General features: G+C 59.1%; 10 protein-coding genes and 3 pseudogenes. 2 read left to right on the top strand and 11 right to left on the bottom strand.

All coding sequences use genetic code 11. The features are described from left to right. Positions 1 to 916, bottom strand: a 916-nt coding sequence (locus QZY01_RS01020; RefSeq protein ID WP_294532307.1) for a 3'-5' exonuclease, incomplete at its 3' end; no start/stop codon positions are given. 41 nt (positions 917 to 957) lie between these two features. Beyond that, positions 958 to 1,812, bottom strand: a complete 855-nt coding sequence (locus tag QZY01_RS01015; protein WP_294532305.1) for a hypothetical protein — start codon at positions 1,810 to 1,812, stop codon at positions 958 to 960. A gap of 181 nt (positions 1,813 to 1,993) precedes the next feature. On the opposite strand from QZY01_RS01015, the gene QZY01_RS01010 reads away from it, so the two are divergent. Then, positions 1,994 to 2,239 carry a hypothetical protein gene (locus QZY01_RS01010; protein ID WP_294532302.1) on the top strand — a complete coding sequence of 82 codons (246 nt, stop codon included), beginning with the start codon at positions 1,994 to 1,996 and terminating at the stop codon, positions 2,237 to 2,239. Between the two features lie 191 nt (positions 2,240 to 2,430). Here the strand turns inward: QZY01_RS01010 and QZY01_RS01005 are convergent. The 3 genes and pseudogenes from QZY01_RS01005 to QZY01_RS00995 form a co-directional block, all read right to left on the bottom strand. Then, positions 2,431 to 2,556: pseudogene (locus QZY01_RS01005) on the bottom strand (HlyD family secretion protein); the annotation flags it as partial. Between the two features lie 344 nt (positions 2,557 to 2,900). Beyond that, positions 2,901 to 3,074, bottom strand: a pseudogene (locus QZY01_RS01000) (transposase); the annotation flags it as partial. A gap of 196 nt (positions 3,075 to 3,270) precedes the next feature. Continuing rightward, positions 3,271 to 4,080, bottom strand: a complete 810-nt coding sequence (locus tag QZY01_RS00995) for a hypothetical protein (protein WP_294532300.1) — start codon at positions 4,078 to 4,080, stop codon at positions 3,271 to 3,273. 297 nt (positions 4,081 to 4,377) lie between these two features. Between QZY01_RS00995 and QZY01_RS00990 the strand changes: the two are divergent. Further along, positions 4,378 to 4,614: pseudogene (locus QZY01_RS00990) on the top strand (transposase domain-containing protein); the annotation flags it as partial. A 184-nt stretch (positions 4,615 to 4,798) separates the two neighbouring features. Here QZY01_RS00990 and QZY01_RS00985 read toward each other — a convergent pair. From QZY01_RS00985 to QZY01_RS00960, 6 genes are all read right to left on the bottom strand, one after another. Continuing rightward, positions 4,799 to 6,355, bottom strand: coding sequence for a hypothetical protein (locus QZY01_RS00985; protein ID WP_294532297.1), 1,557 nt, complete (start codon positions 6,353 to 6,355; stop codon positions 4,799 to 4,801). A gap of 262 nt (positions 6,356 to 6,617) precedes the next feature. Beyond that, the gene (locus QZY01_RS00980; protein ID WP_294532294.1) at positions 6,618 to 8,549 is read right to left on the bottom strand and encodes a hypothetical protein; all 1,932 of its coding nucleotides are present in this window, start codon (positions 8,547 to 8,549) and stop codon (positions 6,618 to 6,620) included. 106 nt (positions 8,550 to 8,655) lie between these two features. Then, positions 8,656 to 10,143, bottom strand: coding sequence for a hypothetical protein (locus QZY01_RS00975; protein ID WP_294532291.1), 1,488 nt, complete (start codon positions 10,141 to 10,143; stop codon positions 8,656 to 8,658). A gap of 107 nt (positions 10,144 to 10,250) precedes the next feature. Further along, positions 10,251 to 11,042: a hypothetical protein gene (locus QZY01_RS00970; RefSeq protein WP_294532289.1), complete on the bottom strand. Its 792-nt coding sequence runs from the start codon at positions 11,040 to 11,042 to the stop codon at positions 10,251 to 10,253. 19 nt (positions 11,043 to 11,061) lie between these two features. Then, the gene (locus QZY01_RS00965) at positions 11,062 to 13,653 is read right to left on the bottom strand and encodes a virulence factor SrfC family protein (protein WP_294532286.1); all 2,592 of its coding nucleotides are present in this window, start codon (positions 13,651 to 13,653) and stop codon (positions 11,062 to 11,064) included. A 13-nt stretch (positions 13,654 to 13,666) separates the two neighbouring features. Continuing rightward, positions 13,667 to 16,747 carry a virulence factor SrfB gene (locus QZY01_RS00960; RefSeq protein WP_294532283.1) on the bottom strand — a complete coding sequence of 1,027 codons (3,081 nt, stop codon included), beginning with the start codon at positions 16,745 to 16,747 and terminating at the stop codon, positions 13,667 to 13,669. Positions 16,748 to 16,752: the final 5 nt, after the last annotated feature.

The following is a 16,752-nucleotide window of genomic DNA, read 5'->3' as shown; positions in this document are numbered from 1 at the left end:
AGTATTCTTCCTCTGCACGTTCGGGCAACTGCACCTCGCGGCTCCAGACCCCGCTGGCTTGACTCCATTGGTACCCACGCGCCCGCAAGACGCCCTTTGTCGCGAAGGCGGAGCCCGTCGCCTCGAACAGCAACGACGGCCGGCGCGAGGACTCGAAGAGAGTTTTGACGACCGTGCGCTCCTCCGAAAGGTTGGCCATCAGAAGCCCGACCAATGCGTCGACGTCGTTCGCAGCCCGATGCGCGGCGGGCTGAAACAGTCCGATCTGCATCAGCAACGCATTGAGGCCCTTGCCTTCGAAACCTTCGGCCCGCCAGTCGATTTCCGCAAAGGAACAGGCCCATGGCCGCAGCGGAAGCGATGGAAAGCGGCGTTCGATGAAGCGGCGGTCGAAGTTGGCGTTATGGGCGATCACAAGCTCGGCATTTTCGAACAGCTTGTGAACCGCGTCATCGTCGATGTTCTGGCCGCGAAGATCGTCATCCGTCAAACCGGTCAGCGCGATAATCTCCAGGGGCAAGGGCGATCCCGGGTCCTGGAAGAAGGCGACGGCCTCGCCGATGTGAACCACGGCGCCCAAATAATCCATGACGATCGGGCGCGCCGCAATCTCGACGATGGTGTCGGCGGCGGCGTCAAGACCGGTGGTTTCGACGTCGACGACTAAAACCCGAACATCGTCGAACATGCCCGGCGGGGGCTCAGGAGTCGCCTTGATATCGAGAGCGCGCAGGACGCGATAGTCGGGAGACGCCTCGAGAATTTGCGCAAGCGTTTCGAGACGGGCGGCTTCAAGCTTCCGGTGAATTTCGGAGGTCATGGTGATGATCTTTCTTTTGTTGGTGATGTGAAACGAGGGCTCGCATTCGGTTTTTTCGACGCGAACGACGCAGCCCGACGCAAACGGCGGCGCCATGAGCGCCGCCGGATTTCTTGAGAGACATGGAGTATTGACCGTCAGCCCTTCGCCGGCGCGCCGCGAACAGGCTTCAAACCGACCGCCTCGAGGAGGATCTTCTCGGCGATGGCGATGATTCGATCCGCGCCGGAGTAGATGGAGAAGGCGCAGAGCTCATCGGCTGGTGAAATCCGGGACTGGTCGGCCCCGCGATAGGCCGAAAATCGCTGACCGATGGCGGGGTCGACGCCAAGAAAACCGCAATGATCGCGACCTTCGGGCGTCATCACCCAACGGTTGAGCGCGCCCTTCCGGGTCTCCGCGTCGAAAAGCTGATCGAACTTCCTGGGGTCCATTCCGCAGGGCAGGGGCACAATGATCGCGCGTTCCTGAACAATCACCGGGCTTCCCGGCGAAGGGAAGCGCTGAGGATGGAGATGCGAGGGGTACCAATCGTCCCAGCCGGCGTCCTCCACGTAAGCTTGGCCATTATGCCAAAGCGCGCCATGCCGATCTCGGCGGGACTCATTATTCCGGGTCCAGACGCGATCGGCGCCAGTGGTCGAGACTTTGTAGACCGGTATCTTGAGAATTCGGCTGAGGCTCCAGAGACCGCCGCAGGCGGCGGCGTAGCAGCCGCGGCGATGAGGTCCTGGAATCCAAAGCTTGCGGAACTCATCGGTTTCGAACAAATCGGTCGGCTCCGGATCGAAATCGTGACCGCCGATTCTGGCCCAGTTCGTCGATAATTGCCGGCGCTTGGCGGCGTCTTTCGGTGGAAGCGGAACGGCCTGAGGCGCTTGGGTCTTTAGGCTGTCTAAACAGTGAGCCAGGGCCTGTTGCGCGGCTTCAAGCGCTCTCTCGATATCGAAAAGATGTTCCAGAACAGAAAGTGTAGTTGATTCATTTGCCATTGATGTTGTTGCCTTTTCATTCGACCCAACCTCGAAGCCGCGCACGCGACGCATCAAGCCGATCCCCGACCATTTCGGTCGTGGACAAGAATGACGGCGTCGCGTTCGAGCGCCGGAATTTGGGTCATTGGAGGGTGAAAATCCCGTGCGGGATCATTCGGTTCGAAGGACGTGCTGGGAAATGACCTTCGATGTTACAGAAGAATACCTTCTTAGCTGGCAAGCGAAGCCAACACTTGTTTCTCTTTTTTCTCTTTCTTTTTTCGGGATTCTTAGGTCTTCTCCTGCAAAAACATTTATTGAATTGTCATCTTCTCAAAATAACGCCGATGCGCCTACAAACAGGGATCGCCACTCCTGTCGACCGGCCTACAACGTGGGTTCGCCATCGCAGATGGCCGTGGAATTCGAAAGCAGGCATCAATAAGAAGGAAATACACAAAACTGCGGGACCGCCGGAAAGCGGCCATTGCCGGAATGGCAAGTTTTGACCCAAAGCCGCCGGTCGCCAACCTTGCCAAGAAACTCGGTCAGCGACCGAAAGGGGTCATTCTCGAGGCGATAAACCGCAGTATCTAAACACGAAGTGGCGCACCGGGTCTTTGTCTTTTAGCGAAGGATGCGCACAGGCACGCGCTGCACGATCTTGGTGAAATTGCCGGTCGTGTTTTCGGCGGGCAGAACGTTGAATTGGGATCTCGTCGCCGGCGCCGTGCTGGCGACGATACCGGTGATGGTTTCGCCCGGCTTTCGGTTACGGCCGAAGTTGACCAGCGCGGCGGCGAGAAGCAACAGCCGCCGACGCGCGTCGGCTCCGCCGTGCTTTGCCCAGCGGCTTCGTCGGAATCCGGAGCGCCTCAAAAAGTAGGGCTGATCCTTCGCAAAGTCGATTTGCTGGCGCGCCAAAGCGAGGTTGCCGCGCGGCGCGCATTGAGGTGAGGCGACGGTTCTGACTTGTCGCGTAGTTTTTCAGTAAGTTATCCCCCGGCAAAGCCGGGGGCTTTAGGATTGGGGCCGCTCGAAGCGGCCCTTGGGGGGCGCTAACGCGACCCCACTTCCGTTGGCCGCCTAAAGGCGACCACGCCGCGTCATTTCCACATGCTCAACTGTTCCAGGCGCGTGTCCTCGTTTTCCTGATTGCGAATATATTCCCGGATGACTTCTTCGTCGCGACCCACGGTCGAGACGAAATATCCCCGCGCCCAGAAATGTTGCCCGACAAAATTCCGCTTTTGCTCACCATAGACCCGCGCCAAATGGATGTACCCATCGCTTCGGCGCCGGGTAGAGGCGGTATGTCCGCCAGGCGCTCGATGAACCAGCCGAAAGCATTGACCGCCAGCGCAGCCGAGCTTTCCGGATGGGCGAACTTTCCGCTGCCGATCTCGTCTCCGCCGGCGGCGGCAAGGCGCGCGCGGACGTGCGCTACGGGCACGCCGGGAAGGAACGGTTCCTCGGTCATTGGCTCCTTCCAACCATCCAAGAAATGCGGTTGTCGAGTGCGGCAAGCAACGCCTCGTCACCAAGGGTCACGGAGCCGACCAACCGTTCGTCGAGTGCGTGAAATGCAAACGTCATTGTCACGCCCTGCGCTTGACCGAGCGCACGACATCCCCGGTTGAGCGCTGCCTCAAGCTCGGTGAGATTGTAACCCCTATAATAATCCACCGGAGCCAGCACCCTCAGATCGACGTGATCGGCGTCAAGGATTTCCGGCTTTAGGCTGGGTGGGTTTGCGCGGGCGAGCAGCCAAATGCAGCCGTATTCTATGATCTCGACTGCGGCATGGAGCGGTGTATCGCTGGCGATCTTGAGTTCGATCAGTTCGAAGCGCCGCTCCCCGCACCGGTGGGCGAGGTCGATCGCGCCGCGCCCGCCCGCAGGGCCAGCGATCAGTCCCGATGCGACGGGCACTTGATTGGCCCAGTCTTTGGGGCAAGCATGCTGACAGGCTGCGGCAATCTTACGCTCCAACACGACCTCGCGACTCCGGTTATTCCCGGAGATTTGGGTCTGGAGCTGCCAGCGCCAGTTTTGTTGCGACCGATTGCGATTGGCGGCGGCATCCCCCTGCTCGTAATTGCAGGCCACCGTTCGGAAGATCAGGTCTACGAGATCCTGTTCGGGGGGCGGCCGCAGGTCGCGCGTCGCCGAAATATGCCGCGTGCTGGCGATTCTCAGCGCGCTACATACTCTCTCCTCTACGCGCTCAATCAACGACCTTGGAGCGACTAAAGCAGTTCGGTCGATGTCTGGATTTTTCTGCACTTAACCCCTTTCAGTCTGTCGGGTCGCAAACGTTCGCGGCGCCGCGATGCTCCATCACAGGGCCATGGCGTAGACATAGTGCTCATTTTCGTCGAGCATGGCCCGCCATATAATATGGATAAATAATTGAAATTAAAAGACATTGTGTGAAAGCTAAGTTTTCGGCCCTGCTTTTTGTTCCACTTTCGGCGCTGGACCGCTCTCGTCATGGACGAATGGCTTCGGAAAACCGGCGCGCCAGTCTCCGACCCTGCCGATGAGAAGGGTTTGGAACCGGAGCCAAGGCTTAGTCACTGGAGCCTTTTCGAGCGGGCCATCAGACCCCAAGCAATTACAAGAAAGAACTCACTTTTCGCCGGTTCCGCCGACGGAGGGCGGACATGGGCGTCCATCGCCACCATGCTTCAGACGTGCAAAATGAACGGCGTCGACCCCAAAGCCTGGGCCAAACAGACCCTGGAGCGAATCGCCAACCGATGGCCCAACAAGGACATCGAGGCGCTGATGCCGTGGAATTTCAAGCCCTACGAGTGAACGGCGCGCGATGGACGCTTACGAGACACCAATCACTCGTTGCATTTTAGCCCTCGAAAAAATGAGGGGATAGCTGAAAGATGCGATGCCGCGCGTCACGCCGCGGGACCGAGGTTATCCAAAGAAAGTTTCTCTTCGAAAAAGCCCGCTAAAATTTTCATTTCCCCTGAACTGCCAACAGGGATCAATAGCGCTGCTCGACCTTGGAGCTTTCGCTGATTACCTTTGGATTGCTCTGGCTATTGGCGATCAGAAAGTCGAAAGACGACATGCCACGGGATCTTTTGCCACGCGCGGAGCTGTAGAAATCGTATTCAACCTGCCCGACTGCTCGACAAACTTGCCCGGAGGAATTGCATGCCACCGAGATCGAATCATTTCGCAGATAGAATCGGCGAGTGTCCCATCTCTGGTTATAGGCGATCTTCTCTTTCATGATTTCGGCATTGGATTTTTGCGATCCGTAGAAATTCACCTCCGGCGCATAAATGCTGCTTAGACTTGCGCCGTCGGCTTCGCCCTGTGAACTGGACGCGTAATAGATCCGGTCGATAAACGTGCGCGTCGCCTGTTCGGCGGACGAAATCTGAGGTGCCGGCGTAGGTGGCGCCGGTTGCTGAACGATCGGATGTTCAGTCGCACAGGTACGGGCGGCGTTCTCGGCTGTTTGCAACACTTGCGAGACATGGGCGCTGCCGGGGAAGGCGGAGGTAAAGGCGCTAGCGCACCGCGCGGTGTCGCAGGCGGCGGCGGCCACGCAGCGGTTGAAATCGGCGAATGCGGATTCTTCCTGCAGGTATCGGCAATCATTGGCCGACGTTGCGGCTGCCTGGCGCAGGCTCGACGCGTAAGGTTCGACCGTCAGCTTGTAGCGATAGCGGTCGACGCATTGCGACCGATTGCAGACGTTGATCGTGATCCTCATGCATTCGCTGAAGGCGGAGAAATCAACAGCCGCAATCTTTTTTTGCTCCTCGGCCTGACAAGATTTTTGGCTTTCCATTCTTGCGGCCTTCACCTGGACCGAATGGGCGCCATTGGTGAAGCCCGACAGATAACTGTCGCCGCAGATTATTTGCGCGCAGGCTTCCTTGCCCGGCAGACATTGCAGATAATCGTTATAGGCTGTTTGTTCAGGGTCGACCTCCGCCACTTCCGGACAGGAAACGAGCGCGTGGGCAAAGCTTACGCCATGCAAGGCCCCGGTCGGTTCGCAGACAAGCCCCTTGGCCGCTTCTGTTCCACGGAACAGGAACATAGCAATAATCAACACGGCTATGCCATTGGCGATCAGCAAGGCATAGCGCAAGCTCAAGCCTTTGGCGGCGGGCGTCGGCGCGGCAAAGCTTGGCCTCGTTTCGCTTATTGGCGGTGGCGGGGGCGGCAAAGGTTCAGCCAACGCTGCGGCCACAGCCGCCTCCGTAGCCGCAGAAGCACCGGCGGCGACAGACGGAATTTCGCCCGTTATGCCCGCCTCATTGGATGCGGTCGGCTCGGCAATGACATAGCCGCTACTCGCGCCCGCGCTAGGGCGGATCGCCGGCCAGACCAAAATGCCAAAGGCGCCGGCGCCTGCGGCGTGAAGTGCGAGGATCGTGTCCGCCTCAACATGATCGACAATTTCCGGCCCCAGCCGGGCGGAGGTCGTATTTATCGCCTCGATGTCGAAATAATTGGGCTGTTTGGTCCATTTCCCGCCTTGGGTGAGATAAAGGCCGGAACTGCGGTCCTCAATCGCCACGGCAGCAGGCGCCGCTCCACCTTCGACGCAGAGGATCGCATAGCCGCCGCCAGGCCGCGAGGGATCGCTTTTCAGGGTAAGGGACATGGAGAAACTATTTCACGGGTTTGGAGACAGGAATGGGCTTGATATGACCGGGGTGATCGACACAGTATTAGCGTGGCGAAAGCGACGTTTGCGCTGAACTGACACTTGGAGGCGAGCACGCGTCGGAAGGTGAGCTTAACCTCAGAGGCTGACCGACGAGACCGTGCGCTGTTTTTCAATAACATGTCGGTCGCTCGGACGGGGGTTGTCGTCCCTTGTTTATTTCGCGTTCAATCATTTCCCTTGCAGATTTGTCCACACAGGCGCCACGCTTAGCTAATCGCCATCCCTCAATCTTGTCTTGGCCAATGGCTGCGGGATAACCGGTATAAAGGGCGACGCCCAATGTTCCAGCGGCTCTTTCGTCGCCGCGCCGAAGGGCATCTCGCAGGAGAGTCACAGCTCGCTCGACATCCTGCCGGACGCCGTTTCCGACCAACAACTGCGCCGCATAGTTACGCTCGCCTATGACATTGCCTCCTTGCGCCGCTTTGAACCAATAGCGATTTGCCTGATATTCATCCGGAGTTACGAATTCATGTGCACCAGCTCTATTGAAGCTTCCAATATAGAATGTGCCCAAAAGGTTCGCAGAGTAAACAGAGCCTTGTTCATCTGCTGTACGCCAGTTCTTTACGGCATCTCCCATGTCCTGATCCGCTTGTGCAGAGGATCCATTTTTTGCTAGTCTGACTGCTCGTTCTGCCAGCAGGCGACCGCGCTGCAAGTAAATTCGGCGTCCCAAGTTCACATCGACATCTGCGCCCTCGCAAGCTCGTAAACCCTTTTCGAGATCTTCGTCGGACAATGTTGCGACATCATCGACAAAACCCGAGTTCGCGGGTCTGTCTGCGTCAAAACGTGCTGCCGCCAACCTGTCACAGTCAGCTACTCCTCCAGTATTTCGCTGCGTGGCTGCACAGATCCTTGCCGCATTTTCAGCCGTCGAAAGCACCTTGGAGACGTAGCTGCTTGCCGGGAAGGCGGCGGTGAAGGCGCCGGCGCAGCGCGCGGTGTCGCAGGCGGCGGCGCCGGCCACGCAGCGGTTGAAATCGGCGAAAGCGGATTCTTCCTGCAGGCGGCGGCAATCATTGGCTGCAGTTTCGGCTTCCTGGTGCAGGCTTGACGCGTACGGTTCAACCGTCAGCTTGTAGCGATAGCGGTCGACGCATTGCGCCCGATTGCATACATTGATCGTGATCCGCATGCATTCGCTGAAGGCGGAGAAATCATCGGCCATGGTCTTTTTTTGTGCATCGGCTTGGCAGGATTTCTGGCTTTCCGTTCTTGCGGCATTCACTTGGGCCGAATGGGAGCCATTGGTGAAGCCAGAGAGATAGGCGTCGCCGCAGTTGGTTTGTGCGCAGGCGGCCTTGCCCGGCAGACATTGCAGATAATCGTTATAAGCTGTTTGTTCCGGGTCGACCTCCGCCGTTTCCGGACAGGAGACGAAAGTGCGCGCAAGGCTGACGCCACGCAAGGCCCCGGTCGGTTCGCAGACGAGCCCCTTGGCCGTTTCTGTTCCGCGGAACAGGAACAGACCAATGATCAAGACGGCGAGGCCATTGGCGATCACCAAGGCATTGCGCAGGCTCAAGCCTTTGGCGGCGGGCGGCGGCGCGGCCAAGCCGGGCCTCGTTACGCTCATTGGCGGTGGCGGGGGCGGCAAGGGTTCAGCCAGCGCTGCGGTGACAGCCTCCTCTGTGGCCGCAGATGCTCCCTCGGCAGCAGGCGGAATTTCGCCCGTTATGCCAGCCGCGTTGGACGCGGCCGGCTCGTCAATGACATTACCGCTGCTTGCGCCCGCGCTGGGGCGGATCGCCGGCCAGACCAGAATACCCAGGACGCCGGCGCCGGCGGTGTGAAGTGCGAGGATCGTGTCCGCCTCAACGTGATCGACAATCTCCGGCCCCAGCCGGGCGTCTGTCGCATCTATGGGCTCGATGTCGAAATAATTGGGCTGTTTGGTCCATTTCCCGCCTGGGGCGAGATAAAGTCCAGAACTTCGGTCCTCAATCGCTACGGATGAAGGGGCCCCGCCGTCGACGCGGAGGATCGCATAGCCGCCGCCGGGCCGCGAGGGATCACTTTTCAGGGTCAGGGACATGGAGGGCGATTTCATGGGCTTGGAGAAAGTAGGGAGCTTAATCTGACCGGGACGCTGCTATAAAAAGGCTCGGTCGGAAGGGAAGCTCGTAAGGCATTGCTTCCGCCTAATTTTTGGAACATGCATTATTATCGCAGTAAGTCGAGTCTTGCCACTCCCAGTTGCAATTTGGCAAGGGGTCGCCGGTTTTCCATCGCAGGAAAGCGCTTCGTAAGTGGAGAATGCCTCCATTTGGCGCCCTTACCCCTAACGAGCGCGGAATCCATTCAAGCGTTCCCGTGCATTTCTTCTGCTCGCCATCGAGCGACATGGTCATTTCAAAAGGGATGTTCTTCGGCCGGGGGCCATCCATGGCCTTGTATATTTGGGCGGAAAAAAGATAGTTCCCGGCGGGGGGATCATCATGCCAGACAATATGTTCAACGGGATCGTGCTGGATATTCATGACCAAATTGCGGTTGGCGTCGACATCGAGGTTGCCATCGCCGCATACGCCTGGTCCAAAGGAGCCGCCAAAGGTGCCGCCAAAGGCGCCGAGTCTACCGCCGGGGCAAGTGATTACCAGATCGAGGTCATCGAGCGTGTGCCAGGCGAGGAAGACCTCCAGTTTGCCGGATGTCGCGTCTGGCACACTTTTGTGGAATTCGTGCCGCAGGGGAATAAATTCCTTGTTGGGCTTGGACGGCTCCCAGATCGGTTTGCGCGCGACATCCAATTCGGCTGCGGTCTTTTTTTGCGCATCATCACCACAGGATTTCTGGCTTTCCGTTCTTGCGGACTTCACCTGGACCGACTGGGCGCCATTGGTGAAGCCCGAAAGATAGATGTCGCTGCAGCTGATTTGAGCGCAGGCTGCTTTGCCCGGCAGGCATTGCAGATAATCGTTATAGGCTTTTTGTTCAGTGTCGATCTCCGCCGCTTCCGGACAGGAAACGAGCGCGTGGGCAAAGCTGACGCCATGCAAGGCCCCGGTCGGTTCGCAGACGAGCCCCTTGGCGATTTCTGTTCCGCGAAACAGGAACAGAGCAATAATCACCACGGCCAGGCCATTGGCGATCAGCAAAGCATTGCGCAGGCTCAAGCCTTTGGCGGCGGGCGGCGGCGCGGCAAAGCCGGGCCTAGTTTCGCTCATTGGCGGTGGCGGGGCCGGCAAGGGTTTAGCCAGCGCGGCAGCCACAGCCTCCTCCGCAGCAGCCGAAGCTCCGGTGGCTGTAGGCGAAGTCGTTATACCCGCCGCGTCGGACGCGACTGGCTCGTCAATGACATTGCCGTTGCTTGCGCCCGCGCTGGGGCGGATCGCCGGCCAGACCAGAATACCCAGGACGCCGGCGCCGGCGGAGTGAAGTGCGAGGATCGTGTCCGCCTCAACGTGATCGACAATCTCCGGCCCCAGCCGGGCGTCTGTCGCATCTACGGGCTCGATGTCGAAATAATTGGGCTGTTTGGTCCATTTCCCACCTCGGGCGAGATAAAGTCCAGAACTTCGGTCCTCAATCGCCACGGCAGAAGGTGCCGCGCCACCTTCAACGCGGAGGATCGCATAGCCGCCGCCGGGCCGCGAGGGATCACTTTTCAGGCTCAGGGTTATGGACATGGAGAGACTATTTCACGGGCTTGGAGATAGCAGCGGGCTTGATATGTCCGGGACGCTGCTATGAAAAGGCTCATTCGGAAGGAAATCTCGTAAGGCATCGCTTCCGCCTAATTTTTGGAACAGCCATTGGGGGTATCGCAGTAAATCAAGTCTTCCGACTCCCAATTGCAATTCGGCAATGGGTCGCCGGTTTTCCAGCGCAGGAAAGCGCTTCGTGAGTGGAGAATGCCTCCATTTGGCGTCCTTACCCCCAACGAGCGCGGAATCCATTCAAGCGTTCCCGTGCATTTCTTCTGCTCGCCATCGAGCGACATGGTCATTTCAAAAGGGATGTTCTTCTGCCGGGGGCCATCCATGGCCTTGTATATTTGGGCGGAAAAAAGATAGTTCCCGGCGGGGGGATCATCATGCCAGACAATATGTTCAACGGGGTCGTGCTGGATGTTCATGATCAAATTGCGGTTGGCGTCGACATCGAGCTTGCCATCGCCGCATACGCCTGGTCCAAAGGAGCCGCCCGCGCCGCCCAACCTGCCGCCAGGGCAAGTAATTACCAGATCGACGTCATCAAGCGTGTGCCAGGCAAGGAAGACCTCCAGTTTGCCGGATGTCGCGCCACGCTTGTAAGTTCTTTCGCGCAGGCGAATAAATTCCTCCTTGGGCTTGGGCGGCTCGCAGATCGGTTTGCGCGCCACATCCAATTCTGCGACGTGGATCTGCCGCTGCAACATTTCCGCCTTCTCGGCCTCCAGGGCGAGGCGCGCAATGTCCACTTTCATTGGGCAGGCGTTCCAGATCCAGCCGCCGAGGCCAAAGCCGCAGGCGAACAGGAACTGCCCTCCAAGAACCAGCAGGATGAGGGCGAAGATCGCCCAGGCGCCGCCGATCAGCCCGCGCATGTCAGGCTCCTTTCCGCTTTCATGCGGCGACTGCTTTCAAGATCTCGCCCAGCCGGGCGTTTTGCGCCGGGTCTTCAACCGAACCATTCAGCGATGTCGCATTCTTGGCGACCGTTGCGCGGAAGGCAGTGCCCCACCCAATCATGTAATCGACGGCGAAGTCGCGCCGCTCCGGGGGGAGTTCGATGACGTCATATTGCACCGGTCGCGCGATGAAGACCGGCGCCAGCAAATCTTCGCCAAATTCTGCGGTCTGTGCAGCCGGGGGTATGCCGTCGAAATCCATTTCGGCGACGAAACGATTGATGACCCGTTCCGTCACTAGACCGACCTTGCGCACTACCGAGTCGAGATTTTCATTTGGCGTCGCGCGTTCGCGCATCTGTTCAGCGATGCGTTCATCGAGCTTCACGCGCCGCGCGGCATGACCAAATTCCGCAACGATCTCTTTGAGCGTCTCGGAGCGAATGCCGATCCGGCGCGTGAAGGCGGGGTCATCCGTGCGCTCGAACATCAGATTGGTCCAATAGCTCAGGGCGGCGACGCCGATCCGGCTCCAGCGGTCGGAGGCGCCGGTCGCCGCCTCCTGCGGCTTGACGATGCCGGTGAACAACCCCCGGGCCCGCAGCTGGGGAGCGGGCGTCTCCGTCGGCGCCGCATGGTTGAGTAGCTGCCAGAAGGCGCCGTAGAAATCCGAGGCGTCGATCATCAAGCCGCGCAGCGCCGTGCCGAACGCTTCAGTTTCAGCGCAATAATTGAGATCGACGAAAATCTGCTCATCGACCATGGCCAGACGCTGCGCGCGGCGCACGGCGTAATCGTCGTCAATGTAATAGACTTGGAGCAGATTATGTGTTTCTCGGCGGATATCGACGAGCCGCGACGCGACCTGGCCGAGTTTGAGATCTTCGGTGGCGACGCCGGAGAGCGCGTTGGCGAGATGGGTTACGCCGCCGTCGTTCAGCTTCATCACCTCGTCCCAGCTGCGCTCTGGATCGCGGAAATGCGTCCTCACTGCAGTCGACCCGATGAAAGCGGCGCGCAATTGCCCGATACGATCCAGGCGTTGCGGGATGATCTCGATCTCCCGGCGTTCAACGTAATTGATGATATGTTCCGCCTTGAAATTGGGATTGCGGATCCAGAACAGATTGTCGAAAGCTTGTCCGGGCGTCCATTGCCTGGGCCAGGAGGGCTCGACCTTGGCGAAGGGATTGAGCAGGGAGGCGCTTAGCCGGATTTCGAACCGCAGCGCCGGGTCGTTGCCCTCCTCGCCAGCTGATTCCATCAGGTGGCGGTCGAATTTGGTCAGGGCAAAAAATAGCAGGATCGGCTTGCCAATCCGCTTCTCCGGCGTCGCGCCATGGGTGACGCCGATCCAATTTTCAATCGCTTTGGGCAGACTTGTGACTTCGAGATTGGAATCCGGAAGGCAGAGAATCAGGCTGGTCAGTTCGAGATTGGCCGTATAACTCTGGAACAGATAATCAACCTTGCCTCGCAGGAACAATTCCTTGGGCGCAGCAGTGGCCGCATCGCGCATGTATTTCGCCAAGTTCTGCCGGGTGCGGCTGCGATAGCCGGGGAAGTCTAGTAGGTCGGTGTGATGGAAAAACCCATGAGGTTCGTCGCGGCAGACAATTCTCAGTTCCGCCGCTAGCGCCGCGACCACGGCGCGCGACAATTCCACCGACACGCCATGGGCGTTGCAGATGCGCAGCGTTGCGCCTCCACCCGCGAGCAGGGTTTGCAGGGTTTTCACATTGAGAATGCCTTCCGTCGCCGGGAGCAGGCTCTCCATCGGGCAGAACGCTTCGGTCGCAAATTCCAGGCTGGCGAGGGCCTTCGCCAGGGCGATGAACAGCTCCGTATAGGTCTGGTGCTTGCCCCAGAGAATGCTGAGCAGGGCGCCGCGGTCGTCAGCACCGAGCAGCGGCGCGATGCGCTCCAGGCGCACCCAGCTGGACTCCAATGAACGCGCCGAAACCGCGCCGGAGGCGTGTTTGGTGACATATTCTTGCAGGTCCCATATGTCCTCGCTGCGCAGCACGTCCACTGGCGCCGACGCACAACGGCTTTCGTAACTGCGGATATGGGCGTCGAGTTCTGCCGCCTCCAATCCCGCCTCATATTCCTGGTCGCCGTCTTGAAGGTACGAATTAACAAGGATTTTCAGAATGTCGCATTGCGTCAGCAGGCGCAGGCAAACTGGAAAGCCCGCGGGAGTCGGCTTGCCCTTGAGTGTGAAACGGGTCACCAGCCCCGTCGCTTCCTCGCCACCAAGCGGATTGATGCTTTTGATGAAATCAACCTCCGGGACCGGGCCGGAGAATTTGGCGATCAGCGCCTCCTCGCCCTCCGGCCGAGCCAGAACCGAAATCAGATACGACTTGCCTGCCTGGCTCGGTCCGAAAACTGCAACGCATCCAGGCTGCGCCAAAGTTTTTTGGAGCCTCTCGGCTTCTGCGACATTGCGCCGCAGGACGCGTTCTATTTTCGTGCGATCCTGACTCAGCTTGCGCTCATTGCGCGGATTGGCCGCCCAATTGAGCGCGTCCAGCGCCGCCGCTCGGGTCTGCTGACAGGATTTCGCGAGTTCAGCCGCTTTCATCGCACAACTCCAATCAACCGATGGTCAAAATGCCGGTGTCGAGCCAATAGGCGTCTTCGCCGCCCATGGTGTCGAGATTCAATTGCATGATCTTGGTCAGTGAGGCGCCATTGGCGTCGAAGGCTTCGGTGATACGAATTTCCTCTTTCTGCGCTTCCGACTTCTGCAATTTGTTGATTTCCTCAAAACTCACGTCGTCTTCCGGAACGCCGCGCTGCAAGACGACACTGATCGGTGTGCGCGCCCGCTGTCCAGGCGGCATTGAAAGCTTGTAAAGCGGATTCGCGTTCCAGCGGCTGAAGGGCAATTGCCGGAAGCCGATACGCATGGGCGCGTCATAACGCAATTCGATGCCGCCGTCGTCAGCGCCAGAGTTCTCTGGAGCGAACCAGATATTTTCTGCCGGCAGACGGCCATCCCCTTCGAGCTGGCCGATGAATTTCGCGGTGGATTTCATGGTCAGGCGATCGGAGTGGATGGTAAGGTTCATGATCTGCCTCTCTGCGAGCGCGCAAAGCATGCCGCCGACGACCGTTGCAGTCTTCGGGTCGGAAATCCGCGCATTGCCCCTGGTCTTGAACGGATACCAGGGCCCAACGCGATATTCATGCAGCGGCAAGATGCGGTCAGGGGCTACGGCGAGCTTGTTCACAAGGAGATCAACCACCGCCGGCAGCCGGGACGGCCGACCGGAAAGCAGCACGACATCGCAATCGAAATGGTTGAGAACCTCCGCTGCGTTGCTGAAAACTTCGTCCATCACCGAAGCCACGGCGTCGCGAATGCGGGAGTAATCGTATTCGAGTTCGACCTCGCCCAGTACAAATGGGATTTGCGCCTGGGCATTGGCGCTTTCGCCGATAAAATTCTCGATACGCGCGGAGACAGGCTTGAATTGTCCCTCCGCGATCAGAGTGGCGATGGTCTTGACGACCGTGGTTTCCTGATCGCTGAAATTTGAAGCCTCAAAAGCGCGGAGCAATTCAATACCAAGTGGTCGCAGCACGCGCAGCACGAATTGCAGGCGCAGGTGTTTATCCTGCTCCGACATGTTGGCGCGATTGCCGCCGAATTTAGCGTTGAGGAATTCCTGATGCGCGGGCACGCCGCAGGCGGCGAGCCGTTTCGCTAATTGTGGAATGACTGCCCGCTCGATCAGCGACTTGAGGATATCGTCGCCCGCGATGCGGAAGCTCTCGCGGAAAGTCTGCACCGGCTTGATGGCGTAGCGCCCGTCAGCATAATAGGTGGTGATCATCAGATCGGTGGTGCCGCCGCCAATGTCGATGCTGGCGATGCGGATCGAAGGCTCCGGCTGCACGTCGGCCGCAGGCGTCTGATCGACCTCGGCGAAGGCGCGCGGACGTCCGGCCAGCTTGAAAAAGCCTGGCACGTCGCCGCCGAGTTTTCGCGCGATCTCGGTGTAGAGATAGACGAAATGGACGCAGCTCGCCTCGTCCCAGCGCACCACGATTTCCGGCACCCGCAACATAGGATTGCGCATATTGCGCCAGCCCATCAGTTCCCAGACCAGCCTGATCGCGCCCCTGACGCGGCTGCGCATGATACACTGTTCGCGCACCGGCATGGCTGTCGGAAGGGTCAGGATCAAACGGTTCAGGCGACGAGGCGAGTCAGTGAATTTGCGCTGTTGCCGCACCTGGAAATTATTGATCATCGACAAAGCCTGAGCGACGATTTCGGCGACCAGAAAGGTGAAGAACGACGATCGCGAGGCTTCGAGCCGTAACCCGAATTCATTCAGTGCGCTCAGGTCGCCCTTGCTGGTCACGCTTTCGTATAGCGCGCGTTCCGCCTTGACCTCGGAAAGAATGTCCCCGCGCCCGTTCATCAGCAGCCGCGCCGCGCGGTCGATCATCGGGCCAAGACCCAGGTCGTCGTAATCGCGGGGCTGGAACCGCCAGGGCTGAGGAACCGGCGCAGTGTCCCACAGATAGCGCTTGGGGCTCGACATGCCGGAGGCGGCTTCGCCACCTTGGGCTTCTTCGCGGAAGCGCGCGGCCTCTGAGCCGATGCGCACCAGGCTCGGCCAGAAAAAAGCCTTCACTCGGCCGGAGGTCTTGGAAAGACGTTCGGGCCCGAAATCGGCCTGCGCCAGTTCGACATGGCTTTCGAAAGGTTCGGAATAAACACATTCGGGCCGCGACAGGTCGCGCAGTTGCAGGACCATGGAATTGCCGAGATCGACGGAATCGTCGGTGGCGAAGGATTCAATTAAAATGCCGCAGGTGCGGCTATTGCCAACATCGAGCACCAGATCGACATTGACCGGCTTGGCGAAGGGTTCGTCGGAAACCGTATCGATCAGTTTAACGCGGTCGAAATCGAGCGTCACTGCGAGAAAATTGAGAAAGGCGACGTAGCGGGCGACATGCTCGAGACGAAATTCGAAATCCTCCTCACGCACCACCCGGCCACGCGCCTGCTTGCGCTTCATTTCAATGAATAAACCACGAATCCATTCCAGCGCCCATTGCTGCATGTTGCTGACGCGATTGCCATGGGGGTCCGAAACTTCGCTGGAGAAGAACCAGCCGAGGTCCATGAACCGCCGTGCGAGCATGAATTCCTGCTCGTTGCGGGCGTCCTGCTCCGTGGGGGCGATATAGCCGCCGGCTTCCGCGGAAGCCAATTGGGTGTCGAAGGCAAAGACGATTTTGTGGGTGCAGCCGGCTTCGTCCTTATCGACCCTGGTTATTCGGGCGCGCGCCCAATTGCTCGGCCCTTGGGCAAGTACTGGAATGCCGCCTGGGCTCGCGCCGGGGCGGACCGCCAGAAAGGGCATGGGAACCCATGCATCGAGAAAAGGCTCGATGGCGCGTTGCTTGTTGATGTCATAGGTCGCGTCGCCAAGATGACCATCATATTTTTGGAGTGGCTCCAGTTCCAGATCGATTTCATTATAGCCGGGCAGGAGATGAACCGGGGTCACGCCAGTGGCGCTGCGCTGGTCGATTTGCGGTCTTTCGATAAAGCTCCGCGAGAAGCGACCGCCAGCCTCGATGTCGAAACCAAAGACGAGGAATTGTACACCGCTGTGCGGCGTCAGCGTTGCGACATTGCTGTCTGCCATCTGTT

The sequence above is a fragment of the uncultured Rhodoblastus sp. genome, from assembly GCF_903903185.1.
Classification (GTDB): Bacteria; Pseudomonadota; Alphaproteobacteria; order Rhizobiales; family Beijerinckiaceae; genus Rhodoblastus.
This window is presented reverse-complemented; position numbering and strand designations above follow the sequence as displayed.